Annotated in this window: 20 protein-coding genes; 17 read left to right on the top strand and 3 right to left on the bottom strand. The window is 49.7% G+C overall.

Annotation, left to right across the window (positions count from 1 at the left end; all coding sequences use genetic code 11):
- Window positions 1–87 precede the first annotated feature (87 nt).
- Complete coding sequence (locus ASF12_RS28870) at window positions 88–1,128, top strand: LacI family DNA-binding transcriptional regulator (protein WP_056042027.1); 1,041 nt, start codon at window positions 88–90, stop codon at window positions 1,126–1,128.
- A gap of 116 nt (window positions 1,129–1,244) precedes the next feature.
- Here the strand turns inward: ASF12_RS28870 and ASF12_RS28865 are convergent, their stop codons facing one another.
- Complete coding sequence (locus tag ASF12_RS28865; protein WP_056042025.1) at window positions 1,245–2,150, bottom strand: AraC family transcriptional regulator; 906 nt, start codon at window positions 2,148–2,150, stop codon at window positions 1,245–1,247.
- 172 nt (window positions 2,151–2,322) lie between these two features.
- Between ASF12_RS28865 and ASF12_RS28860 the strand changes: the two genes are divergently transcribed.
- The 8 genes from ASF12_RS28860 (at window position 2,323) to pflA (ending at window position 11,851) form a co-directional block, all read left to right on the top strand.
- The gene (locus ASF12_RS28860; protein WP_162241944.1) at window positions 2,323–2,964 is read left to right on the top strand and encodes a carbohydrate-binding family 9-like protein; all 642 of its coding nucleotides are present in this window, start codon (window positions 2,323–2,325) and stop codon (window positions 2,962–2,964) included.
- Window positions 2,965–3,128: 164 nt separating this feature from the next.
- On the top strand, window positions 3,129–3,977 hold the full coding sequence (locus ASF12_RS28855) for a sugar phosphate isomerase/epimerase family protein (protein ID WP_056042024.1): 849 nt from the start codon (window positions 3,129–3,131) through the stop codon (window positions 3,975–3,977).
- Between the two features lie 42 nt (window positions 3,978–4,019).
- Window positions 4,020–5,030 carry a Gfo/Idh/MocA family protein gene (locus ASF12_RS28850; RefSeq protein ID WP_056042022.1) on the top strand — a complete coding sequence of 337 codons (1,011 nt, stop codon included), beginning with the start codon at window positions 4,020–4,022 and terminating at the stop codon, window positions 5,028–5,030.
- Window positions 5,031–5,225: 195 nt separating this feature from the next.
- On the top strand, window positions 5,226–7,652 hold the full coding sequence (gene nirB, locus ASF12_RS28845; protein WP_056042021.1) for a nitrite reductase large subunit NirB: 2,427 nt from the start codon (window positions 5,226–5,228) through the stop codon (window positions 7,650–7,652).
- A 15-nt stretch (window positions 7,653–7,667) separates the two neighbouring features.
- Entirely contained in the window at window positions 7,668–8,036 is a 369-nt protein-coding gene (gene nirD, locus ASF12_RS28840) for a nitrite reductase small subunit NirD (RefSeq protein ID WP_056042020.1), read from the top strand.
- A 37-nt stretch (window positions 8,037–8,073) separates the two neighbouring features.
- Window positions 8,074–8,703: a hemerythrin domain-containing protein gene (locus tag ASF12_RS28835; RefSeq protein WP_056042018.1), complete on the top strand. Its 630-nt coding sequence runs from the start codon at window positions 8,074–8,076 to the stop codon at window positions 8,701–8,703.
- Between the two features lie 69 nt (window positions 8,704–8,772).
- The gene (pflB, locus tag ASF12_RS28830; protein ID WP_056042016.1) at window positions 8,773–11,046 is read left to right on the top strand and encodes a formate C-acetyltransferase; all 2,274 of its coding nucleotides are present in this window, start codon (window positions 8,773–8,775) and stop codon (window positions 11,044–11,046) included.
- Between the two features lie 16 nt (window positions 11,047–11,062).
- Complete coding sequence (gene pflA / locus ASF12_RS28825; RefSeq protein WP_056042014.1) at window positions 11,063–11,851, top strand: pyruvate formate-lyase-activating protein; 789 nt, start codon at window positions 11,063–11,065, stop codon at window positions 11,849–11,851.
- Window positions 11,852–11,979: 128 nt separating this feature from the next.
- Here pflA and ASF12_RS28820 read toward each other — a convergent pair whose 3' ends face one another.
- Window positions 11,980–12,378 carry an SET domain-containing protein gene (locus ASF12_RS28820; RefSeq protein WP_056042012.1) on the bottom strand — a complete coding sequence of 133 codons (399 nt, stop codon included), beginning with the start codon at window positions 12,376–12,378 and terminating at the stop codon, window positions 11,980–11,982.
- A 288-nt stretch (window positions 12,379–12,666) separates the two neighbouring features.
- Between ASF12_RS28820 and ASF12_RS28815 the strand changes: the two genes are divergently transcribed.
- Window positions 12,667–12,927 (top strand): hypothetical protein, encoded by a 261-nt coding sequence (locus ASF12_RS28815; protein WP_056042010.1) that lies wholly within the window; start codon window positions 12,667–12,669, stop codon window positions 12,925–12,927.
- A gap of 67 nt (window positions 12,928–12,994) precedes the next feature.
- Here the strand turns inward: ASF12_RS28815 and arfA are convergent, their stop codons facing one another.
- Window positions 12,995–14,506: an arabinosylfuranosidase ArfA gene (gene arfA / locus ASF12_RS28810; protein WP_056042008.1), complete on the bottom strand. Its 1,512-nt coding sequence runs from the start codon at window positions 14,504–14,506 to the stop codon at window positions 12,995–12,997.
- Between the two features lie 161 nt (window positions 14,507–14,667).
- On the opposite strand from arfA, the gene ASF12_RS28805 reads away from it, so the two are divergent.
- The 7 genes from ASF12_RS28805 (at window position 14,668) to ASF12_RS28775 (ending at window position 25,695) form a co-directional block, all read left to right on the top strand.
- Window positions 14,668–15,570, top strand: coding sequence for an ArsR/SmtB family transcription factor (locus ASF12_RS28805; protein WP_056042007.1), 903 nt, complete (start codon window positions 14,668–14,670; stop codon window positions 15,568–15,570).
- Between the two features lie 49 nt (window positions 15,571–15,619).
- On the top strand, window positions 15,620–17,191 hold the full coding sequence (locus ASF12_RS28800; protein ID WP_056042006.1) for a response regulator transcription factor: 1,572 nt from the start codon (window positions 15,620–15,622) through the stop codon (window positions 17,189–17,191).
- A gap of 3 nt (window positions 17,192–17,194) precedes the next feature.
- On the top strand, window positions 17,195–18,997 hold the full coding sequence (locus tag ASF12_RS28795; RefSeq protein WP_056042004.1) for a sensor histidine kinase: 1,803 nt from the start codon (window positions 17,195–17,197) through the stop codon (window positions 18,995–18,997).
- 428 nt (window positions 18,998–19,425) lie between these two features.
- Entirely contained in the window at window positions 19,426–20,721 is a 1,296-nt protein-coding gene (locus tag ASF12_RS28790; RefSeq protein ID WP_056042002.1) for an ABC transporter substrate-binding protein, read from the top strand.
- Between the two features lie 131 nt (window positions 20,722–20,852).
- Window positions 20,853–21,749 carry a carbohydrate ABC transporter permease gene (locus ASF12_RS28785; RefSeq protein ID WP_046233756.1) on the top strand — a complete coding sequence of 299 codons (897 nt, stop codon included), beginning with the start codon at window positions 20,853–20,855 and terminating at the stop codon, window positions 21,747–21,749.
- Window positions 21,742–22,566: a carbohydrate ABC transporter permease gene (locus ASF12_RS28780; RefSeq protein WP_046233755.1), complete on the top strand. Its 825-nt coding sequence runs from the start codon at window positions 21,742–21,744 to the stop codon at window positions 22,564–22,566. The genes ASF12_RS28785 and ASF12_RS28780 overlap by 8 nt, the downstream gene beginning before the upstream one ends.
- Before the next feature lie 93 nt (window positions 22,567–22,659).
- Window positions 22,660–25,695, top strand: coding sequence for a glycoside hydrolase family 2 TIM barrel-domain containing protein (locus tag ASF12_RS28775; protein WP_056042000.1), 3,036 nt, complete (start codon window positions 22,660–22,662; stop codon window positions 25,693–25,695).
- Window positions 25,696–25,748 lie beyond the last annotated feature (53 nt).

Here is a 25,748-nt window from a genome sequence, read left to right as displayed (position 1 = left end):
TGCCGCAAATTTTTGTTGGTCAAATAAAATTTGCCCCAATTATAGTCGGGCTTATATCTATTGCTTGGGAGAAGAGAGGAATCAGGAATGGCTAAACTGAAAGATATAGCGGATCGCGTTGGCGTATCCATCTCGACGGTTTCACGCGTAATGAAAAACGATGCCAATCGCTCCGTTAGCGACGAGACCCGTAAAAAAATTTGGGAAACCGCCGAGCAGCTTGGCTATCGCACGCTTCGACCGGCAAAGAAGAAAAAGGCAGAAGCCAAAACAGCCTATAGAATTGGCTGCGTAGTCGCAATCCCTCAAAACAAATACAACAACCCGTATTTTTCCGTCATATTGGAAGGGATAGAGAAGGAGCTTGCCGCCTCGGGCATGCGCCTCGAATTCGTATACAGCATTGAGAAGGAAACCGATACCGAGCAGCTGCAAGCGCTGGTGAAGGAGCATCAAATCGACGGCATGCTCGTCGTAGAGCGCATTGATCCTGAAGCGTACCGCTGGATTAAAGCGAATGTGCGGTCGGTCGTCGGCGTCGATATAGCTGATCGGGAAGTTCCCGTGGTCAGCTATGACCGGGAGGCGGCTGCGAAGGAAGCTGTGAACCATCTTATCGCGCAGGGCCATCGCCATATCGCCTATATTGGCGGCTCGGAATACAAGGACGACTTTCGTGCGGAAAAACGTTTTCTCGGGTATCAAAGCGCCTTGAAGGAAGCGGGCTTGCCGATTGACGATGAATGGGTCATTAATGTCAAATGGGATGTGGCGCTCAGCTACGAGCTGACGAAGCAGGCTTTTGCGAACAATGCGCAGCGGCCGACGGCTATTTTTGCCGCCAGTGACATGATGGCTATTGCGGCGATGCGCGCCGCGACGGAGCGCGAGCTGAAAATTCCCGATGACATTGCATTTTTTGGCGTCGATAACATTGAAATATCCGAATTTACTTCGCCGCCGCTTTCGACCATTCATGTGCCCAAGCTGGAGATGGGCATGTTCGCGGTCAAGCTGCTGATCGATTATTTGGAAAATCACTATGAGATCGCTGTCAAAATGGTCATTCCTTATCGCTGCCTGCTCCGCCATTCCACCAGCAGCAAGCTTATACATGTAACCCCATAACACGGCTTCATCTGCCCCAATAGTCAAGCATAAGGGGATCGCAATAGCAGCAATGAGAGGACTTCTGATGTAAATCAGGCGTCCTTTTTTTTGTTTGCTTGTTACCGGGCTGCGGCTTATAAAATATTTGACAGCTTGCGGTATTCGCGCGGCGAGATGCCTTCATGGCGGCGGAAAATACGGCTGAAATAATGGATATCGGGATAACCAACGCTTTCGCCGATGCTTTCAATCGACAGCCCGGATTCACGCAGCAGCCTTCTCGCTTCCCGGTGGCGGATCGATTGGACGAATTCGCTCGGCGGCATTCCCGCCATTTGCTTAAACAGCTTCGCCATATGGTCGACGCTCAAATTCAGCCGTTTCGCAAGGCTCGTATTCGTCCACCGCTCCGCGGGTGCTTCTTCAATTTGCTTCATGACCTCCAGCAGCTTGTCCCCATGGACAGAACCCTGCGCAACGGAGCTTGAAAGGGAGGAGCGCAGCAGATGGGTGAGAATTTGCAGCATATACGCTTTGCAGACGAGCTCATAGCCGGGCGGGCGCATCGTAAACTCGTGCACGAGCTGCTCCATAAGCTGGACGCATACGAGTGAAGGCGTATAGACGATGCTTGCCGATAAAGGAGCGAGCTGCTCTGCGCAAGCCTCCACCGCGAATTTATCTGCCTGAGCCTCCTCTGTATAGACGACCATATCCGCCTCGGTCTGAACGTCCAGCTCATCGAAAAAATCAAAGTGTATGCCGAGAAACCTCGCTTCAGGAGTCGATATAATCTCATTTTGGTGATAGACGCCCGATGGCAAAAAAATAAGCTGGCCCGCTGTAAGTGTGTAGCGCTGCCCTTGCATATGCGTCGCTGCTTCTCCATGGGTCACATACAGCAGCTCAAAATCATACAGCCTTCGCCGCGGCATAGCGCCCGGCGGCAGGCTTTGGAATTGGGCGTAATGGACGCTCGGCGACCATTCCCGAAAAGGAGCTATCCTTTGCAGAGGGTAGCGTGCAGCAAGGTTGTCCATAGAGTCAACCGCCTTTCCTATATTTGTATGTGCAATAAAACGGATTTGTGCAAATAATCTCTTTTTCGACTAAATAAAAATTTGATTAAATCGGCTATTATAAATGTATTATCACATGTTTGCTAAAGGGTTTCAACATAACGGATTTTGCTAAAAAAGGAGCATGAAGCTGATGGATTCCGCTATAGCTGCCATTGGCGGCAGCTACATTTGCAAGCGGCTTGAGCCCGCTATGTCTGGCGCTTCATCCGCCTCGCTGGATTGGGACTGTTGTGAGGCGTTGGAGCTGGTAGATACAGTAACGGGTGCGCCGCCACGGGAGCGGACAGAGGTAAGGATAGGCTGGAGTACAGGGCATTTGCATATCCGTTTTGCATGCAGGGATTCGCATATCGTTTCAGATTTTACGCAGCGGGATGAGCCGCTTTATGAGCAGGATGTTGTCGAGGTGTTTATTGACGAGGAGGGGGAGGGCCGGCGTTATATGGAGCTGGAGGTTAGCCCTTATAACATCGTATTTGATGCCATCATCGAAAATGACGGCTCAGGCGGCATCAGCTCCTCTGATCTAAAATGGCAATTTTCCCGCCTCCAGACGTCCGTACAATCAGACGGTCAAGGAAATGTGCTCTATTTCATTGATATTCCAGCATCCAATTTCAAGCGTCCATTCGCCCCTGGTTTATCGATGCGGATGAATCTATACCGCATTGATCAAGATGTTCAGGGTATACGCGAGTATCAAGCATGGCGACCTACGCGAGCAGTAAATTTCCATCTGCCGCAGCATTTCGGCAAGCTCATTTTTAATTAAAGTTTTTTAAAAGTTGGGTGAGCAAGGCAAGTGTAGTAAAAGGTTTGGATTTGAGAAGCGGAGCGTTCGTAGGCAATAACGATCGAAAACCAAATCTTTTACGCAGCGCCGATCCTTGTTCACCCAGCTTTTAATCTGAATTTATTTAACAGGAGGTTTCTCAAATGAAAAAAGGGATTAATATTTGGTCATTCAACAGCAATACCACCATCGCAAGCTGCATCCAAACGGCGAAAAAAGCCGGCTTCGACGGTATCGAGCTGTCGCTTAACGGCTCAGGCGAGCTGAGCCTCGCGGCAACGGATCAGGAAATTCGCGACATTAAGGCGCGTCTAGAGGAAGCGGAGCTGGAAATCGCGGGCCTAGCAACGGGGCTGTATTGGGATTATGCGATGACGAGCGCGAACCCGGAGACGCAAAGCAAAGCGATAGATATATGCAAAAAACAGCTGGAGCTTGCGGCGGCGCTTGGCGTCGATACGATTTTGGTCATCCCTGGCGCGGTTGGCGTTGATTTTATTCCCGGCAGCGAAGTAACGGATTACGAATATGCGTATAACCGTGCCCAAGAGTCGATTGCGAAGCTCGTTCCTTTTGCCGAAAGCGCGAACGTATCGATTGGCATTGAAAATGTTTGGAATAAATTTCTATTGTCGCCGCTTGAGCTGCGCGGATTTATTGACTCATTCGGCTCCAGCTACGTAGGCTCTTATTTCGATGTCGGAAACGTCGTGCAAAATGGTTATCCAGAGCAGTGGGTACGCATTTTGGGCAACCGGATCAAGAAGGTTCATTTCAAGGATTACCGTCGCCAAGCGGGCGGACTCCATGGCTTTGTCGATCTGCTTGCAGGCGATGTAAACTATCCAGCTGTCATGGAGGCGCTGCAGGCGATCGGCTATGACAATTACGTCACGGCCGAAATGATTCCGCCGTACACGCATCATGCGGAGCAAATTATTTTCAATACTTCCAAAGCGATGGATGCGATTTTGGGCCGCGGAAACGGCTAACTTAATTCGCCAAAAGCTTTTATTTGATAAGGGGGATTCACGATGTTAAAAGTAGGTCTTATCGGATTCGGTTTTATGGGACGCATGCATTTCGACAACTATGTTCGTCTTACAGAAGAGGGCGCGCAAGTAAAACTGGCAGCGATTTGCGATCTGATGATCGAGGAATTGAAAAATGGCAAAGCTTCCGGCAATATGGCGACGGGCCAAGAGGTTTATGATCTATCGCCGTACAACCTGTATGACAGCATTGAGAAAATGCTCGAAAACGAGGAGCTCGACATCATCGACATTACGCTGCCGACTTATTTGCATGCCGAGCTGACCTGCTCCCTGCTGGAAAAGGGGCTGCATGTGCTCTGCGAGAAGCCGGTAGCCGGAAATTCCGCTGATGGCTGGAAAATGGTGCAAGCAGCTGAGCGCACAGGCAAAACGCTAATGATCGGCCAATGCTTGCGCTTCTGGCCAGCCTATGAATATTTGAAATCCGTTGTGGAGGATAACCGTTTTGGCGCGGTAACGGGCGGTTATTTCTTCAGAGGCTCTGCCGCCCCTAAAGGCTGGTTCCTTGACGGCAGCAAGAGCGGCGGGGCTGTACTGGATATGCATATCCATGATACCGACATGATCCACTGGCTGTTTGGCAAGCCGGAGCAAGTCTCGACGCTCGCTCGCAACGTCATTCCAGGCAGCGGCTACGATACGGTATCAACAAATTACGTCTACCCGGACGGCAAAGTGCTGAATGCGCAAGCAGACTGGACGCTCGAAGGCGATTTCGGCTTTGCGATGACGTATCGCGTCAATTTTGAAGGCGGCAATCTGCTGTTTGAGAACGGACAGGTTAAAGTGAATCCCAACAACGAGCCGGGCTTTGTAGCTGATCTATCGCCGGACATGGGCTATTACCGCCAAATCAAATATTTCCTTGAATCGGTAAACGCAGGTACGCCCGTATCCGTCTGTATGCCGGAAAGCGCTGTAGGAACGCTGGAAATTATTGAAGCAGAGCTTCGCTCGGCTGATGAGCGCGGCGCATTAATCCGTCTGTAAGCATGCATTCGGCGGCAAGTCGGCCAACTTGAAGGCGCATGAAAACATAGGCTAGCCCCTTACGCTATAGACAATGGCGGCAAGGGGCTATTTTTATTATAATCGCTTTTTTGTGAAAAATATCACATAACTCCCGAGCATTGTTGTTTATACTGTTGGTGAGTACGATGAAAGCTGTACAGGGAGGCGTTTGCAATGGGAATCATACGGCAGAAGCTTGTGCTGATTGGCAATGGGATGGCGGGGATAAACACGCTGGAGCATATACTCAAGCTGTCCCCGGAGCAATATGACATCACGGTATTCGGCAGCGAGCCGCATCCAAACTATAACCGGATCATGCTTTCTTATGTTTTGGAAGGCAGCAAAACGATGGACGATATTATTTTAAACAGCTGGGCCTGGTATGAGGAGCATCAGATTACGCTGCATACGGGAACAACCATAACATCTATTGATACGCAGCAAAAAATCGTTTTTGCGGACAATGGGCTGTTCGCAGCCTATGACCGTCTAATTATAGCAACAGGCTCGAATCCCATTATACTGCCCGTTCCTGGGCATCAGAAGCAGGGCGTCGTAGGCTTCCGCGACATGGCGGATTGCAGCGTCATGCTGGAGACAGCGAAGCAATATCGCAATGCGGCCGTTATTGGCGGCGGGCTGCTTGGATTGGAAGCTGCCAAGGGCTTGCTCAATTTGGGCATGAATGTGACGGTCATCCATTTGATGGCGGATTTAATGGAGCGCCAGCTTGACCCGAGCGCTTCGGCGATGCTGAAGGCGGAGCTGGAGCGGCAGGGACTGCATTTTCTCATGGAAAAGCAGACGGCGGAAATTTATGGCGGCGAGCGAGTTGAGGGGCTGACCTTCAGCGATGGAACGAAGCTGGAATCGGATTTTATCGTCATGGCAGCGGGCATACGGCCTAATACGGCTTTAGCTAGCGCGAGCGGCATTGAAGTGAAGCGAGGCATCGTTGTCGATGATTACATGCAAACGTCGGCGGAAGGCGTGTACGCTGTTGGCGAATGCGCCGAGCACCGCGGCATTTGCTATGGCTTGGTTGCCCCGCTGTTTGAGCAGGGGGCCGTACTCGCGAAGCAGCTATGCGGCGTGCAAACGAAGCCTTACGAGGGGACGCAATTGTCGACGAAGCTGAAAATTTCGGGCGTAGATGTATTTTCGACTGGCGTATTCTTGGATCAGCCAGAGCTGACGGTTATTCGCAAGCAGGATGACTGGAAACAGCAATATAAGAAGCTGCTGCTTAAGGGCGATACAATCGTTGGCGGTGTGCTTTATGGCGATGTCAGCGATTCGAGCCGAATTCAGCAGTGGGTGCGCGAAGGTGCGGCGATGACGGACGCTATTTATGCGGAGCTGATGGGAACGGCCGGCACTGCGCTGTCAGCCGCTGATCGCGTAGCGCAAATGGCCGACGATGAAATCGTATGCGGCTGCAACGGCGTATCGAAGGGGAGCATCGTAAAGGCGATTAAGGACAACTCGCTTACCACGGTCGATGAGGTGAAGGCATGCACTGGGGCTGGGCGTTCGTGCGGCGGCTGTGTGCCGACGGTTAGCCATTTGCTGCAATATGTGCTAGGAGACGAATATGCTGGGCAGAAAACCAAGACTGGCATTTGTGGCTGCACCGACCTGAGCCGCGATGAGATCGTAGCTGCGATAAAAGAGAAGCATTTGACGACTGTGAAAGAGGTCATGCATGTACTAGAGTGGCATCATTCGGAGGGCTGCTCGAAATGCCGTCCAGCGGTCAATTATTACTTGGGCATGCTGTGGCCGCAAGAGCATGAGGACGAGAAGGATTCGCGCTTCGTCAATGAGCGGATGAACGCCAACATTCAGAAGGATGGCACCTACACCGTCGTGCCGCGGATGTACGGCGGCGTGACGACGCCGGAGGATTTGAAGAAAATTGCCGATGTGGCCGTGAAATATGAGGTGAAAATGGTCAAAGTGACCGGAGGCCAGCGGCTTGATTTAATTGGGGTCGCGAAAGAGGATTTGCCGCTCGTATGGAAAGAGCTGGATATGCCTTCGGGCTATGCGTATGCGAAGGCGCTGCGCACAGTGAAAACCTGCGTCGGCCAGCAATTTTGCCGCTTCGGTACGCAGGATTCGATCGGCATGGGCATTCGGCTGGAAAAAACGTTCGAGCGGATCGATATGCCCGCCAAGTTCAAAATGGCCGTGAACGGCTGTCCGCGCAACTGCGCGGAGTCGTGTACGAAAGATATCGGCATCGTCGGCAATGACGGCGGCTGGGAAATGTTCGTTGGCGGCAATGGCGGAATCAAGCCGCGCATCGCCGAGCTGCTGTGCAAAGTGAAAACGGATGAAGAGCTTGTGCAGATGGTGGGCGCTTTTACCCAATATTATCGGTTGACGGCGAACTATTTGGAGCGCACCTCGGAGTGGGTGGAGCGTTTGGGCATTGAGACGATTAAAGCAGAAGTCGTTGACAATATGGACCGCCGCCGCGAGCTGTATCAGGATATTTTAGCCCTGCTAGCCGAGCTTCAGGAGCCGTGGAGCGCAGCGCTAGAGGAGCAGGGGGAAAGCAGCTATCTGTTCGAAGCCATTCAATTGAAATAGGAGAGGAGCAGCCAAATGACTGCACAGGTAAACAACGATTTGACCTATATTAAAATCGGCACGCTTGAAGATTTTCGCGAACGGATGGGGCGGGTCATCCGCTTGAACGAGAAGGAAATTGTTGTGTTTCGTACAACGGACGGCACCTTGTATGCCCTGGACAATCGCAGTCCTCATCGCAGGGGAGGCCCACTCGCGGAAGGCATGGTATCGGGACATTTTGTACTGGACCCGCTATACGATTGGAAGATCGCACTGGATACCGGGCAGGTGCAGGCGCCTGATACTGGCATGGTGCCAACTTATCCTTTGAAGATAGAAGGCGAGGATGTACAACTGGGGCTAACGCTGGAGCAAGCGGGCCAGCTGGCACTGGAACGATAGAAGCTCGTATTATAAGCGAATAAAGGAGGTTTATCTATTGAATACGGCAACGGTTAACAAGGAAGGCGGTCAAGGCAAGAAGGGTTTTGGCGAATGTGCTTGCTGCAGCGGCAACCATCTATTGCATGCGCTTTTGGAGCAGAAGGAGAGGCAGGACGTCGGCATTCAGCCGGAGAAGCTGAAACCGGCAGATTGGAGCAAGCAGTCCATTGCCGGGATGGTGCGCCAGCTCATGTTCGGCTATCATCTGTTTCTCAGAGCCGAGCTGCCGCTGCTGCATGAACTGACCACGCTTATTACGAGCGTTCATGGCAGCGAGCACCGCCAGCTGATTGAGCTGCAGCAGCGCTTTCATGCTTTAAAGGTTTTGCTGGAGCAGCATTTGATCGACGAGGAGGAATGCTTTTTCCCGCTCATTCTGAAATATGAGCGGCGCCATTCCGCTACCGCGTTCAGGCAGGCGAAGCAAATGGTCGAGAAGCTTGAAGGCGACCATAGGCGTATCGGCAATATGCTGCTGCATCTTAGGCTGGCTTCGGCGCATTATGTGCTGCCGGATGATGCGTGCGAGGCTTTCGCTTATACGTACACGAGGCTGAAGCAGCTGGAAGCGAAGCTGCTGGAGCATATCCGGCTGGAAAATCATTATTTATTTTATAGATTGTGATAATATTCACATTTTAAAAAAGAACCCGGTTTTATACTGAAGCTATAAAGGATATGGGAGGCGAAGAAGATGGCTGTCAATCAAACCGATCGCATTAAAGTGGCAGAATCTGCGGGCGCTTGGCGGGGCTTTGCAGCAGGCAAGTGGCAGGAACGCATTGATGTAAAGGATTTTCTGGATCATAACATTCAGCCTTATACTGGCAATGAGGAATTTTTGGCGGGAGCCACCGAGGCTACTGGCGAGCTTTGGCAAAAAATCCAGCAGCTCGTCAAGCAGGAGCGGGCGAACGGCGGTGTGCTGGATATTGACCTGCATACGGTTTCCAGCATTACCGCCCATGCGCCCGGCTACATTGACCAGAAGAAGGAGCAGATTGTCGGGCTGCAAACCGACGCGCCATTGAAGCGTTCCATTCAGCCATTCGGCGGCATCAAAATGGTCGTAGATGCTTGCGAGGCCTACGGCTTCGAGCTTCCTGGCGAAATGGTCAAAATGTTTACCGAGGTTCGCAAAACCCATAACCAAGGCGTATTCGACGCCTATACATCAGAGATGCGGGCAGCGCGCAAAGCGGGCATTATTACAGGGCTGCCGGATGCTTACGGACGCGGCAGAATCATTGGCGATTACCGCCGGGTAGCCTTATATGGGGCCGATCGTCTCATCGCCGGGAAGAAGCAGGAGCTGCTGCTGCTGGAAACAGGCACGATGACGGAGGATACGATTCGCGACCGGGAGGAAATTTCCGAGCAAATCCGCTCGCTGCAGGAGCTTAAGCAGATGAGCCTTGCCTACGGCTGCAACATCTCCCGTCCGGCAGCTACGGCGAAGGAAGCGTTCCAATGGCTGTACTTTGCTTATCTGGGGGCGATTAAGGAGCAGAATGGCGCGGCGATGAGCCTTGGGCGCGTCTCCAGCTTTCTCGATATTTATATCGAGCGCGATCGGCTGGAAGGAAGGCTGACGGAGGAGCAGGCACAGGAGCTGATGGATCATTTTGTCATGAAGCTGCGGATCGTGAAGTTTTTGCGGACGCCAGACTATAATGAGCTGTTCAGCGGTGACCCTACCTGGGTGACAGAGTCGATTGGCGGCATGGCGGTCAATGGCCAGACTAGGGTGACGCGCAGCTCCTTCCGTATTCTTCATACCCTATATAATTTAGGGCCGGCACCGGAGCCGAATTTGACCGTACTGTGGTCAGCAAGCCTGCCGGAAGCGTTCAAAAAATATTGCGCCAAGGTGTCGATAGAAACGAGCTCGATTCAATATGAAAATGATGACATTATGCGCCCGCAGTTCGGCGATGATTATGGCATTGCCTGCTGCGTCTCTGCGATGCGAATCGGCAAGCAGATGCAATTTTTCGGAGCGCGGGCGAATTTGGCAAAGGCGCTGCTCTATGCTATCAATGGCGGCGTGGATGAGGTTTCTGGTGCGCAGGTTGGGCCGGCATTTGCTCCAATCACGAGCGATTTGCGCCTCGATTATAAAGAGGTAATGGGCAAATACGACGCCATGCTGGAATGGCTGGCTGGTCTCTACATGAACACGCTGAACATTATCCATTACATGCATGACAAATATGCGTATGAGCGGCTGGAAATGGCGCTGCATGACCGCGAAATTTTGCGTACAATGGCATGCGGCATTGCGGGCTTGTCTGTTGTGGCGGACAGCTTGAGCGCAATCAAGCATGCGGTTGTTATACCGATTCGCAATGAAAATGGCATCGTTGTCGATTTTGACATTCAGGGCGAATATCCGATGTACGGCAACAATGACGAGCGGGTAGACCGGATCGCCGTGCAGCTGACCGAAACGTTTATGAATAAGCTGCGCAAGCATCGCACTTACCGCGGCGCATTGCCAACGATGTCGGTGCTGACGATTACATCGAACGTCGTGTATGGAAAGAAAACGGGCAGCACGCCGGATGGCAGAAAAGCTGGAGAGCCTTTTGCCCCGGGCGCTAATCCGATGCATGGCAGAGACCGCAAGGGGGCGCTTGCTTCGCTTGCATCCGTTGCCAAAATTCCGTACGAGGATTGTCTCGACGGCATTTCCAATACGTTCTCGATCATTCCGAAGGCGCTCGGCAAGGAGCCGCAGACACGCATTAACAATCTGGTGTCGCTGCTCGACGGTTATGCGGACAGCTCCGGCCATCATTTGAACGTTAATGTGTTTGAACGGGAGCAGCTGCTTGATGCGATGGAGCATCCGGAAAATTATCCGCAGCTGACGATTCGCGTATCGGGCTATGCCGTCAACTTTATTAAGCTGACCCGCGAGCAGCAGCTCGATGTTATAAACCGTACGTTCCACGGCGCAGTATAGAAAGGAGGCCCTAAGCATGCTAGGCAGAATCCATTCCTTTGATACGTTTGGAACCGTCGATGGACCGGGCATCCGCTTCGTGCTTTTTATGCAGGGCTGCGCGCTGCAATGCCAGTTTTGCCACAACCCGGATACTTGGGATACAGGAGCGGGTAAACAGGTGAAGGTCGACGATATTTTGCGGGAAATAGAGCCTTATGTGCCGTATTATCGCCGCTCCGGCGGCGGCATTACGGTTACGGGCGGAGAGCCGACGCTGCAAGCGCCATTCGTAACCGAGCTGTTCAAAGCGTGCAAGCAGCGCTGGGGACTGCATACGGCGCTTGATTCCTCCGGGTTTTGCGAACCGCATCACGCCGAGCCGCTTATGGCGGTTACCGATTTGGTGCTGTTGGATTTGAAAATGATTGATTCCGCCAAGCACGAGCAGTTGACCAGCCGTCCAAATGAGCGGATTTTGCGTTTCGCAGCTGCTTTGAGCTCGTGGAAGCAGCCGGTATGGATTCGGCATGTGCTCATTCCGCAGGTGACCGATGGCGGCGACGATTTGCGCGCGCTTGGCGCTTATATTAGCGGGCTTCAATCGGTTGAGAAGTTTGAGATTTTGCCCTACCACCGAATGGGCGTCTACAAGTGGCAGCAGCTCGGACGGGAATATCCGCTGGAGGGCGTTCCGAGCCCGACGGAGCAGGAGATCGCGCGGGCATACCGCCTCGTGCAGGAGGGCGGTGTCCATGCCGCCTCGCAAATACTAGAAGCAGCGAGCATAGAAAAGAAGCAGCCTGTCAGCCGATTGCTCGGCTGATGAGCTGCTTCTTTTTTTCTTTAAATGGCTATGTGACCTTAGCGATTGCAGCATAAAAAGCCCGAAAGGCGAGCACTAATTCCATAGTGCCTATCTTTAGGGCTTCAATTCTTCTATTCATCGTTCAGCTAATCTGCTTTATTCGTGTCCTGCTCCTCATTAAACCATAGAGGATCCTCGCAATCGACTTCACCATTATAGTTAATGAGCAGTTCTTCTCCTGCCTTAATATCGGAAAAGGCAAAAAAGTCTACCGTCAAATTGTCAAAATTAAGCTCATAGAACGTGTTCGGCGTATAGGAGTGATTAAACAGCATGCCATAGCCAAGCAAAAGAGCGGAATGATTCGCGCCATATTCAAAGGCATAGTCGCCAATAATCGTTTTCTCAATATGGACATGCTCCTCGTTGTCGTAAGGAATAACCGGTGCTTCGTGAATAAGCGCGCCCTCGGCGATGTCCTGGGTGGCGAATACGCCGCGGTTCAGCTCGCCATTGCTGAGCTGGGAAGTACGAATTTCAATCATGAAAGTATCCTCTGTCCACTAAATCATATAATGGAATTCTTTTTCTCAACATTATAGCCCGCTTTCGCTGCAAATAGCAATGCCGCTGTTTCCTGCCCATACAAGGGCGCCCAGCAGGAGGTGCTATACGGAGGGTACTATAAAAACATGGTACTATTGCAGGCAAGCATCCTCTTGTATAGTTGAGTTAGACATATATGGCAAACATACATACTGCTGTTTCCCCTCTTAATATAGGTCTATCATTATAAGGAACATTCGCCAGGAGCAGGGAGGTGACTTGACGCCATGAACAGAGCTTTGACAAAGCAGCAGGAACTGCAGCATAAAGCCGCTGTGCTCAAGCAATATGAGGTTTATGGTTATCAGGTCGCCTGCTATGTGCTGGAGGATGAAGCGCTGGCGGCTCAGGCAGTGATGCAGGCTTTTAAACAATTGTTTCAGGATGGGTCGTTTTTCGAGCAGCCATACCTTGTGCAAAAGCAGCAAATGAAACGAGCCGTCATGAAGCAATCCTTGCTTAGCAAATCCGCTGCTTTGCTTCAATAAAAAACCTCCGAAATCCCTTAAACAGGCGAATTTCGGAGGTTTTTTGGTTCGGCTGGCTAGCAGCGAATTAGTTTGTAGTAACTTTCAGGCGGATCATATTCCATGAAGCTTTGCCCAGTACGGCGCTAACTTGACCGCCATCGACTTTGGCTGTGCCATTGTTATGCGGCAGAACTTGATTAGGGCGAGCTTTCGTATTACAAGCCTTAATATCGTCATTTTCCAGCACGACATGCTCAATTAGGCTGACCGCGCCGAAGCTGCGAACATCAACATCCAAATCAAGCGATTCCTTCAAATGACGGTTGACAGCGAAAATTGTAATTTCGCCTTGTTCTTCATTGTGAACGCTGATCGCTTCCAAATAAGGCACATCAGTGAAATCCTTCGAATCGTATTTAGGCGATGAAGTAATGGGTTGAAGCACGGTGCCTCTTCCATACAGCGAAGCGTGCTTGTAAGGGAAATACGTCGTTTGCAGCCAAAGCGGACCGCCATTTTCCGTCATAATCGGAGCGATAACGTTAATGAGCTGGGCCAGGCAGGCAATTTTCACCCGGTCTGCATGCTTAAGCAGCGTAATGACGAAGCAGCCGACAGCAAGCGCATCCTCAAGCGTATATACATCTTCAAATTCCGGCGGTGCAATATGCCAGCGCTCCTCTGCACGGCTTGTGCCGATGGAGTTCCATACATTCCACTCATCGAGCGACAGCATGAGCTTCTTCTTGCTGCGCTTCTTCGCTTTCATGTAATCTGCAATCGCGGTTACGCTGTAAATGAATTGATCCATATCGAGCGATTTCGCAAGGAAGTTTTCCGAGTTGTTTTCATTGTTGTTGTAATACGTATGCAGCGACAGGTAATCGACCTGATCATAGGTCAAATCCAGTACAGTCGCTTCCCAATCGGCAAATGTGCTCATGCCGCTCGACGAGCTGCCGCAGGCAACAAGCTCGATCGATGGATCAACCCAGCGCATGACTTTAGCTGTTTCATTCGCAAGCCTTCCGTATTCGACTGCTGTTTTGGCACCGATCTGCCAAGGGCCGTCCATTTCATTGCCGAGGCACCACGTTTTGAACTTATGCGGTTCTTTGTAGCCATGAGAAATACGCAGATCGCTATAATAGGAGCCGGATGGATGATTGCAATATTCGACGAGATTGCGGGCCGCATCGACGCCGCGTGTGCCGAGATTGACTGCCATCATGACTTCGGAGCCTACGAGCTTCGCCCAATCGGCGAATTCGTTAGTGCCGACCTCATTCGTTTCGGTCGTCCACCAAGCCAGCTCAAGCAGACGCTTGCGCTCTTCTTTCGGGCCAACGCCATCTTCCCAATTGTAGCCAGAGACGAAATTTCCGCCCGGATAGCGTATAATAGGAACGTTCAGCGCTTGAATCGCTTCGAGCGCATCGCGGCGGAAGCCATTTTCATCGGCAGTCGGATGCCCTGGCTCATAAATGCCGCCGTATACGGCACGTCCCAGATGCTCGATGAATGATCCATATAGACGCGGGTCAACCTCGGCAATTTTAAAATGTTTATCAATAAGCATCGTTGATTTCAAAGACATATTGGTAAAACCTCCTGTTTAATGAATTAGCCAAAAACTGAATTCATATACTTGCTATCTCCTTATATTTTTAACATAATGAATAAATACAAGCAATAAATAAGGTCCGTAATAATGAAGGATTAGCTAAATTGATAATCCTGTAAATAGGATGTGACAGAATGTACTTAACGACGAATGCGGAATCGCTTCGGGTATATGAGGCGCTGGCAAGCGAGGTTCGCCTGCAAATTATCGATTTGCTGGACGAGCGGGAGCGGCATATTAAGGAGCTGGCAGCCGAGCTTTTTTTGAGCAGCGCAATTGTCAGCACCCATGTGAACAAGCTTCAGCAGGCTGGCATTGTGACCAGCAAAATGAAACGGGTAGGCGGCGGCACCTATAAATATTGCTCGCTGTCAGCGGAATATTTGCAAATCAGGCTGTCGAGGCCAAACGATCAGAAGCGGAAAAACATTGAAACGATGCTCCCAGTCGGCCATTATACCGATGTAGCCGCCTTTCCGACCTGCGGCATTGCAACTACGGAAAAGCTGATCGGGCAATATGATAACCCGAAATATTTTTTGGACCCTGAGCGAATGAATGCCGGCATTTTATGGTTTGCCAGAGGGTATGTCGAGTATAAGGTGCCCAATCATCTTTTTGTTGATCAACGGGTTCAGGAATTGGAAATATCATTGGAAATTGGTTCGGAAGCGCCGCAAATTAATGAAAATTGGCCGTCGGATATCCGTTTTTTCATCAATGGCTTGTATGTAGGCGAGTGGACGAGTCCAGGCGATTTTGGACGTGTGCGCGGGAGGCTGTCTCCAGACTGGTGGCGGGGCGACGTGAATCAATATGGCTTATTGAAGGTGCTGCGCCTGAATGAGAACGGCACCTTCATTGATGGCTTGCAAATATCAGAGCTGACCATTCATGATCTGGATTGGGAAAGCCCGTTTTTGACGCTGCGCATCAGCGCGGAGGAAAGTGTGCCGGGCAGGGGAGGATTAACCTTGTACGGCAAGGGGTTTGGCAATTACAATCAGGATATAAGAATTCGCACCTATTATGAATAAGCCCCAGACACTTCAAAGGGAATAGCAAGATGATAATGGAGGGATCGTAATGGCGCCTTTTTGCCGCGTGCTCATTGTAGATGATGAACTATTAGTCAGGCAAGGCATCAAGCATTTATTGAATTGGGAAAAGGAAGGCTTTCAAATTGTCGGCGAGGCTGCGAGCGGAACGGAAGCTTTGGAGCTGATTCAGCAGCTGGAGCCGCATATCGTCATAACGGATATCGTCATGCCTGTCATGGATGGCGCGGAGCTGACCCGGATCGTTAAAGCGAGATTTCCGGAAATCGAAGTCATTGTGCTCAGCAGCTTTGGGGAATTCGATTATGTCAGATCAACCTTTCAAAGCGGCGTTGCCGATTATATATTGAAGCCTAAGCTGGAGGCGACCCATCTGCTTGAGGTTTTGAAGCGCACTGCGCAGCGAATTCCTTCATTGAAGCTGGAGCTTGCCCCCACGGATAAAAATACAACGGTCCAGGTGCTGCTGGATATGCTGATGGATGGGTTTGGCGTAGAGCTTGATGAGGAAGATGCAACTTTTCCTTACGATAGCTTTCGAATGCTAGGTGCAGAGTGCAAGCCGTCTGGAGACAAAAATGCGGTGCTCGCCACAGCCGAGCTGCTGAAAAAAAGAATGCAGGCGGAGCTTGTCGTTTCGCTGGAGCAGTCGGTCTATTTTCCGCTTAGGTCGGAGGCGGGACGCGTCGTGCTGCTCATTAATATGAACGAGCTGGAGAGCCCGCAGCTTGCTGCCGCCGCACGCAGGCTTGACGAGTGGACAAGCGAGCAGAAGCTTGAGGCGAGATGGACGCTGGGCGAGCCGTTCAGCAATTATACCGAGGTGGGGGATCATTTCAAGCTTCATTTTCTCAAAATGAGCGATTACCGCTTTTTTCTAGCGGACCCGGATCGTTTGCTTATTGCAGGGGAACTGCCCTATATGCCGCCTGTAGAGGATAAGTTTGATTTGCCGCGTTTTTCCGAGCAGCTGAGCAAGCAGCAGTTTGAGAGCGCTTTTAGCGAACTGCTCGCCTATGTGCAGGGCGCTTCGCATTTTTATAAGAAGGATGTATTTGAGTTTAAATCGTTCCTTAGCAATGTTATTTTTAATATGACGATTGTATTGGGCCGTCTGGAGGTGGATGCATCGCACCTAGAGGAGGCGAAATACCGCTACTTCAAGGAAATTGGCGATGCAGCGCATATAAGCGAAGCGATTGTTTTAATGGAAGCATTCGTGAGCGATGCGGAGGCTGTGCTGGCAACTCGAAAGCAAGGAGCTGGCAATCCGAATATGGCGATGCTGCTTGCCTATATTGGCGAGCATTATGCTGAGCCGCTTAGCCTGACGGAGCTGGCGAAGCATTTTCATTTTAACCCGTCGTATTTGTCTACGTATTTCAGTGCGCATAATAATGAGGGCTTTAGCGAATATTTGAACAAAATCCGGGTGGAGAAGGCAGCGGAGCTGCTGCTTGCCGATACGGCGTCCATTTCGGAAATCAGCGGCATGGTAGGGTACTCGGATCACAGCTATTTTACAAAAGTGTTTAAAAAAATAACGGGCTTGTCGCCCAGCCATTACCGCAAACAATATGTCAACCAGAAAAGGGACTAATGCATGAAGGCGTTTTTAGCAAAATTTAAATATCACGGCTTGTTTATTAAAATGTTTACCGTCACCTTAGTCAGCATCATTTCCGTGTCGCTGCTTACTACGCTTGTGATGATGCAGATGTCGCAGCGTCTGTTCATGGATACGTTCAGCATTACGAATGGAAAAATCATTAATCAGGTCCAGACCAATTTCGAGTCGTTCAGCTATTCCATTGTGACCGCGACCAATGATGTGCAGCAAAGCGGAACACTCAAGTCGTTTCTGAAGGAGCCCGATCAGAGCACCGCTCAGTCGCTGAAAAGATATTATGAAGCCAATACGCAGATGAAGCGGATTCAATCGAACGTTTCCGCTTATTCGGTGAACATTACGATAACGGGCATTAATGGCCGCAGCCATTCGTCTGACAGCACCTATTGGCCTCGCTCTATTGAAAAGCTTCGCAGCAGCGAGCTTACGAAGCATGCTTTGCAGGAGCCGCGGCGTATTTTATATGAGCTGGATCAGGAAAGCATGAAGGCTGGAGACAGCTCAAATGCGGTTGTTGTAGCCTCGAAAACGCTGCTGGAGCGGACGAGCGGCCAGCCTTACGGCCAGCTTTATTTTGCCATAAAAGAGAAGGATTTTCGGAAGTTTTATACGAGCTTCACGAGCATCGGTAATGATGTTGTAATCATTAATAAAGCGGGCATGATCGTTTCGAGCAACCAGGAGCAGCTTGTAGGGACAACGGTACCAGAGCTTTTGACCTATGCCAAGAAAATTGAAGAGCAGCAGCTGGACGTTATGGATACAACGGCATTGGGAAAAAGCAGCCTCGTGCTGTCGAAATATTTGCCGACCTATGACTTTTATTTGGTGAACTTGATTGATAAGCAGCAGGTCATGAGCCAAATGGTTGATTTCAAAATGGTTGCCCTCATCTCCCTTGCGATCGTACTGCTGGCGCTCATTATCGTCTTTGTGATTTCAAGGCGGCTAACGAGGTCGCTTACGCTGCTGGCGCGGCAAATTTCTAGAGTGACGAAAAATGATTTCAACAATTATACGTCGGTAACCGGAAGCTACGAAATTAAGCAATTGGGCAATGCCTACAACTATATGCTGGATGAGCTGAACGATTACATTAAGCGGCTTATTCAGACGCAAAAGGATCAGCGCAATGCCGAGCTGTCTGCCCTGCAAATGCAGATCAATCCTCATTTTCTGTATAATACGCTGGCGTCGATTAAAATTTTGGTGCAGCAGGGCAACAAGGACAAGGCTGCGGACACGATAAACGCACTGATTTCCTTGCTGCAAAATACAGTGAGCAACATAAGCGAGACGATTCCGGTTTCGCAGGAGCTCGTCAACCTGAAAAATTACGTATTTATTAACCATGTGCGTTATGGCGAGCAGATACGGGTCAATTATTTTGCGGACAAGGACTGTATGGGGGCGCATTTGCCGAAGCTGGTCATCCAGCCATTTATGGAAAATGCCTTTTTCCATGCCTTTCATGAGCGCAGCGAAGGTTATATTTATGTACTCATCTCCCGTGAGGGCGAATCGCTTATTTGTGAGGTCGTTGACAATGGCGTCGGCATTAGCGGGCTCGGTAAAGCGGGTGATGATTTAGGAGCAGCTGAGACAGATCGTGAGCGCGGCGTGCATTCGGCCAGCCATTTTTTCTCGGGTATTGGCATTCGCAATGTGCATGACCGTCTAATGCTGCTTTATGGCGAAGGCTACGGGGTGACGATAGTCAGCGATCCGGGCCAAGGGACACGCGTGAAAATCAAGCTTCCGTTGTTGTTTGAGTAATGGGGAATTTTAAAACAGTGGCTGTCAGGTTAAACCTGCATGAGCCGCTGTTTTTTTATTGAGCAGCCTTAAATTGTCGAAGTCAGTATAATAGTAGCCCTTGAAGCACAAAATTCAATTAAATCATTTTCAATATGAAGGATGGTGGCAGGGAAATAAGAAATAAGAAATAGGAAATCAGCCTCATTGACACACTCAATCCAATACTTAGAAGAAAATCCTTGATCTTTCCAAATGACGCCTAAATATATTACCAATAAGCAAATTAATTACTATTGGTAAAAAATAACTGTTGTACATCAAATAAAAGAATGACAAATCCCTATAAAGATATTGCTATCGAATGCAATAAACAGATTGTTATAATGAATAACGTTAGCCGGCAAACGCTTTCAGTTACGCAGACAATAAAAAAGGGGTTGGGTTCAGTGAAAAAAATGCTTGCCATCCTATTGGCCAGCTTCGTGCTGCTCACAGCATGTTCAGCTAAAACAAATGATTCTACAAACACAGGCAGCGGAGAAGCTACAAAAGAACTTACCGTTTGGGCTTGGGACAAAACGTTTAACATCGGCGCTATGGAGCGTGCGGGTGAGGCTTATGCCGCTAAGCACCCTGATGCAGGCGTAAAGCTTAACATTGTTGAAAATGCACAAGCTGACATTATCCAAAAGCTGAATGCAGGTCTTAACTCGGGCACAACAAAAGGTCTTCCAACCATTATTTTGATTGAAGATTACCGTGCGCAAAGCTTCTTGCAAGCTTACCCGGATGCTTTCTTTGACCTAACGGATTACATCAAACCGGCAGACTTTGCCGATTACAAAATCGGGCCGACAAGCCTTGATGGCAAACAATACGGCGTACCATTCGACTCCGGTGTAACTGGTCTTTATGTAAGAACAGACTACTTGGAGCAAGCTGGCTACAAAGTAGCTGATCTGCAAGAGCTGGACTGGAACCAATTGATCGAAATCGGCAAAGCAGTAAAAGCTAAAACAGGCAAACAACTGCTGACACAGGATCCTAACGATCTTGGCCTGATTCGTATGATGATTCAATCCGCTGGCTCGTGGTATTTGAAAGATGACGGCGTAACGCCGGATCTGGCAGGCAACCCGGCTTTGAAAGAAGCGTTTGAAACGTACAAGAAACTGATGGAAGCGGACATTGTAAAAGTGACTTCCGACTGGAGCCAGTTTGTAGGCGCGTTTAACAGCGGCGAAGTAGCAAGCGTTCCAACGGGCAACTGGATTACCGCTTCGGTTAAAGCAGAAGCATCGCAGTCCGGCAAATGGGCGGTTGTACCGTTCCCTAAACTGGCGAACAACGCTGATTCCGTTCGCGCTTCGAACCTTGGCGGCAGCTCGTGGTATGTAATGAACGTTGATGGCAAGGAAGCGGCAGCTGAATTTTTGAAAGAAACATTCGGTTCCGATGTGGATCTGTACCAGAAGCTTGCTACAGATATCGGCGCAATCGGCACACTGAAAGCAGCAGCTGACGGCGAAGCTTACAAAGCAGCTGACGATTTCTTCGGCGGACAAAAAGTTGTAGCTGATTTTGCAAAATGGACAGCTGAAATTCCAAGAGTTAACTACGGTATGCATACGTATGCAATCGAGGACATTCTTGTTGTAGAAATGCAAAACTTCATGGGCGGCAAAGCAATCGATCAAGTATTGGCTGATGCTCAAGCTCAAGCAGAAACACAAGTTAAATAAATTCGACCATACGGCAGATGAATAAAATCTTGGGTGATCACAAGCCCTCGCCAGAAAAGCTCGTGCTTGGATGGGCGGGGGCGGCGATTGCCCCGAGATTTTATTTCCGTGAAGAAAGGGGTTAGGCTTTCGTGAAATCAGCGCAGCCTGGCATAAAAATTCGTAATCGAGCTAACTTGACGGGATGGCTGTTCGTCATCGTTGCCGTCGTGCTAATCGCATCCTTTTATTTTTACCCAATGATTCAAGCGCTTCTTCTCTCGTTCAAATCCGGCAAAGGGATGAACCTCCACTACGTTGGTTTTGACAACTACATTCGTCTATTCAGTGATCAGACGTTCCGTGTGGCGTTAAAGAATACATTTATTTATCTGATCATTCAAGTACCGGTTATGATTGTGCTGGCCATGTTTATTTCCGTACTGCTCAATGACAGCAAGCTGAAGCTGAAGGGCTTTTTCCGCACAGCGATATTCCTGCCGGCGGTTACTTCACTTGTTGCCTACTCGGTTATATTCAAATACTTATTCGCAGGCGACGGCCTTGTGAACCAATTGCTGCTCAAGCTGCATCTGATTGGCACGCCTATTCAATGGATAACAGATCCATTTTGGGCTAAAATTACGGTTATTATTGCCATTACATGGCGCTGGACAGGCTACAATATGATTTTCTACTTATCAGCTCTGCAAAATATTGACCATTCGATTTATGAGGCTGCCAAAATCGACGGAGCTTCTTCGACGAGACAGTTTTTCGGCATTACGATGCCTTTGCTGAAGCCTATTATTTTATTTACATCCATTACATCGACTATCGGTACACTGCAGCTGTTCGACGAGGTTGTGAACATTACGAAGGGTGGTCCGGGCAACGCGTCTATGTCCATCTCCCAGTACATTTACAATCTGTCCTTCAAATATTCCGCAGACTTCGGATATGCAGCAACGGTGTCTTATTCTATCGTAATTATGATTATTATTTTGGCATTTGTTCAGTTTAAAGCGGCAGGTGATAAAAATGGATAAGCTAAAACGGGTATCGGTTTATATTTTTCTCAGCGTCGCAGCGTTCATTTCCATTTTCCCGTTTCTGTGGATGATCGTCAGCGCGACGAACAGCTCCTCAGATGTAACGCAGGGCAGACTGCTTCCAGGCAGCAAGCTTATTGAAAATATTAATAACTTGTTCAGCTCGGTTGACATTGTGCCGGCGCTCATGAATTCGGCTAAAATTTCGATCTCGACGACGCTGCTGGCGATGCTGATTGCTTCGCTTGCAGGGTACGGCTTTGAAATTTATAAAAGCAAGGCGAAGGACATCGTCTTCACGATTTTGCTGCTGTCGATGATGATTCCGTTCGCGGCGATTATGGTTCCGCTGTATCAAATGTTCGCGGGAATATCGAGCAGTGTTCCGTTTTTAGGGCTTGATACCCTATCGGGCGTCGTGCTGCCGACGATGACGACAGCGTTTCTCATCTTCTTTTTCCGTCAAAACACTAAAATGTTCCCGAAAGAGCTGCTTGAAGCAGGCCGTATTGATGGCTTGAACGAGCTGGCCTTGTTCTTCCGCATTTATGTGCCGACGATGAAGACGACGTATGCGGCAGCGGGAATTATTACGTTTATGTCGAGCTGGAACAACTACTTGTGGCCGCTTATCGTGCTGCAATCGCCAGACAAGCGTACGATTCCAATGCTGATCTCTAATTTGGGCTCCAGCTACACGCCAGATTACGGCATGATTATGATGGCAATTGTGATTTCGACGATTCCGACAGCGCTTGTGTTCTTCCTGATGCAAAGACATTTTGTAGCGGGTATGACCGGTTCGGTCAAATAATGATTTCGATTGTAAAATAAGCAAGGGATAGGCGGCTGCATGCCATGCATGCAGCCGCCTGACTTATCATCTACGTTATGGAGGAATTATTTTATGACTACTACAAAGCCGAGCCTCGACTGGCTAACTGATGTAAGTGTATTTGCTGTTAACCGAGTGCCAGCTCATTCCGATCACCGTTATTATGAAACTGCAGCAGAGGCGGAGGCAGATGGCGGCATGAAGCTGCGCTACAGCCTGAATGGCAGCTGGAAGTTCAACTATGCCGTAAGACCTGCAGATCGTCCGGTTGCTTTTTACGAACAAAATTTTAATAGCGACAGCTGGGGCGCAATAGAGGTGCCAGGCCATATTCAGCTTCAAGGCTTTGGCAAGCCGCAATATGTAAATACAATGTATCCATGGGATGGACATCATGAGCTTCGCCCGCCGGCTATTTCGGAAAATGACAATCCGGTGGGAAGCTATGTGAAGCATTTTAACGTGCCACAAAACATGCTTGGCAAGCCCGTATACATTTCCTTCCAAGGCGTAGAATCTGCCTTCTATGTTTGGCTGAACGGAAAGTTCGTTGGCTATAGCGAGGATAGCTTTACACCGGCCGAATTTGATTTGACTCCTTATTTGCTGGAAGGTGAAAACAGGCTGGCCGTTGAGGTTTATCAGCGCAGCACGGGAAGCTGGCTCGAGGATCAAGATTTTTGGCGTTTTTCTGGTATTTTCCGCGATGTGTATTTGTATACCGTTCCAGCAATCCATGTTCGTGATCTGTTTGTAAAAACAGAGCTGGATGCGGCTTATAAGCAAGGCAAGCTATTGGTGGACTTGAAGCTGAGCGGTGCAGTTGACAGCGCAAGCATCAAGCTTGTCCTAAAGGATGCAGATGGACAGGCGGTTGTGGCTGGAGCTGCTGAGGCAACGGAAGCTGGGGTATGGACGGCGTCGCTTGATGCTAGAGCAGTGTCGCTGTGGAATGCGGAAAATCCGTATTTATATAAATTGTATGTAGAAGTTTATAATGCGGCAGGCGAACTTCTTGAAGTGGTTCCGCAGCGCGTAGGCTTCCGCAAATTCGAGATGATCGACAAAGTGATGCATATCAACGGCAAACGAATTGTTTTCAAAGGCGTTAACCGCCATGAATTTAATCCTCGCAGAGGACGTGCCATTACGGCAGGCGATATGCTGTGGGATATTAAGACGATGAAGCAAAACAATTTGAATGCGGTTCGCACCTCCCATTACCCGAACCAATCGTTATGGTATGAGCTGTGTGACGTGTATGGATTGTATGTCATTGACGAGATGAATTTGGAAACGCATGGCTCATGGCAAAAAATGGGTGCTGTGGAGCCGTCGTGGAACGTTCCTGCGAATAAGCTGGAATGGCAGGATATCGTCATGGATCGGGCGATTTCTATGGTCGAGCGGGACAAAAACCATCCGTCCATCTTAATCTGGTCGGTCGGCAATGAAGCTTATGCAGGCGAGGTGCTGCTGAACGTATCGAACTATTTCCGCAGCGCTGACCCTAGCCGCCTCGTTCATTATGAAGGTGTATTCCATAATCGCGACTATGACGCCACGAGCGACATGGAAAGCCGCATGTATGCGAAGCCGGCAGATATCGAGCTTTATTTGAACGATAATCCGCAAAAGCCGTACATCAGCTGCGAGTACATGCATGCAATGGGCAACTCGGTTGGCGGCATGCACAAATATACGGAGCTTGAGCAAAAATATGCGTTGTACCAAGGCGGCTTTATTTGGGATTACATCGATCAGGTCATTGTGAAAAAAGACCGCTTCGGCAAGGAATTCCTCGCTTATGGCGGCGACTTCGACGACCGTGCGACCGATTATAATTTCTGTACGAACGGTATCGTCTATGCCGATCGCAAAGTATCGCCGAAAATGCAGGAAGTGAAGTTCCTTTATCAGAACATTAAGCTGCTTCCTGACCGCGAAGGCGTGAAAATCGTCAATGAAAATCTGTTTGAAGGAACAGATGCTTATGAGCTGGTCATTAAGCTGCATCTAGAGGGTGCTGAAATTTTCCGCAGCGTAAGCGAAGTTCAAGTAGCTGCACAAAGCGAAGCTTATATTCCGGTCGTTCTTCCAGCGGCAGAGCAAGCAGGCGAATATGTTATTCATGCGTCCTTGCAGCTGAAAGCAAGCACGCTTTGGGCGGATGCAGGACATGAGCTGTCGTTTGGACAATTCGTATTTTTAGTGGAGCAAAAGGTAGCAGCTTCGCTTCCGGCAGGAGAACTGCGCGTCGTAGAAGGCGATGTCAACATTGGTGTGCATGGCCGCGATTTCAGCATTATGTTCTCCAAGCAGGCGGGCACGCTGACCTCGGTCAACTATTCGGGCAAAGAGATGATTGCACTGCCACCAGCTCCATTGTTCTGGCGGGCAACGACGGATAATGACAAAGGTTTTTCACTTGGCTTTGATTCCGGCATATGGTTTGCTGCCAGCTTAACACGCAAATGCATTAACGTTGTTTTGACCGAGCAGGAGGGAACGGCAACGGTAACGTTCCAATATCGCCTTAGCATTAGTGCCGATGTATTGGTAACAGTAGCCTATACGGTGCTGGGTGACGGAAGCGTGCAGGTGAAATCGCGTTATGAGGGAGCGGCGAACTTGCCGAAGCTGCCGATTTTCGCTCTTTCGTTCAAGGTGCCTGCTGATTATCAGCATCTGGACTGGTATGCAATGGGTCCGGATGAAAACTACATTGACCGTGCGTTTGGGGCGCGTCTTGGCGAATTCCAAAACGTTGCCGCAGATAATGTATCCGGTTATGTTGTGCCGCAAGAGTCGGGCAATCGTACAGGTGTCCGTCGTGTAAGCATTACGAATGATCTCGGACGAGGCATTCGCATTTCAGCGCCGGCAACTCAGCCTGTAGAATGCAACATTGCGCCTTATACTGCATTTGAGCTGGAGAGCGCACAGCATCACCATGAGCTTCCAAACGTTCATTATACAGTCGTGACGGTAGCAGGCAGACAAATGGGTGTCGGCGGTGACGACAGCTGGGGCGCTCCTGTCCATGATGAATATTTGATCCCAGCGGATCAGGAGCTGGCTTTTGAGTTCCTTATCAGCCGGGTATAAGCGTTAAAGTAAAGAGCAGTTTGTGCTTGAATGGCTGTACAACGAGAGTGGAG

This window comes from Paenibacillus sp. Leaf72 (assembly GCF_001422685.1).
Taxonomy (GTDB): Bacteria; Bacillota; Bacilli; order Paenibacillales; family Paenibacillaceae; genus Pristimantibacillus.
The sequence above is the reverse complement of the archived record's forward strand: the minus strand, read 5'-3'. Positions and strand labels throughout refer to the sequence as shown.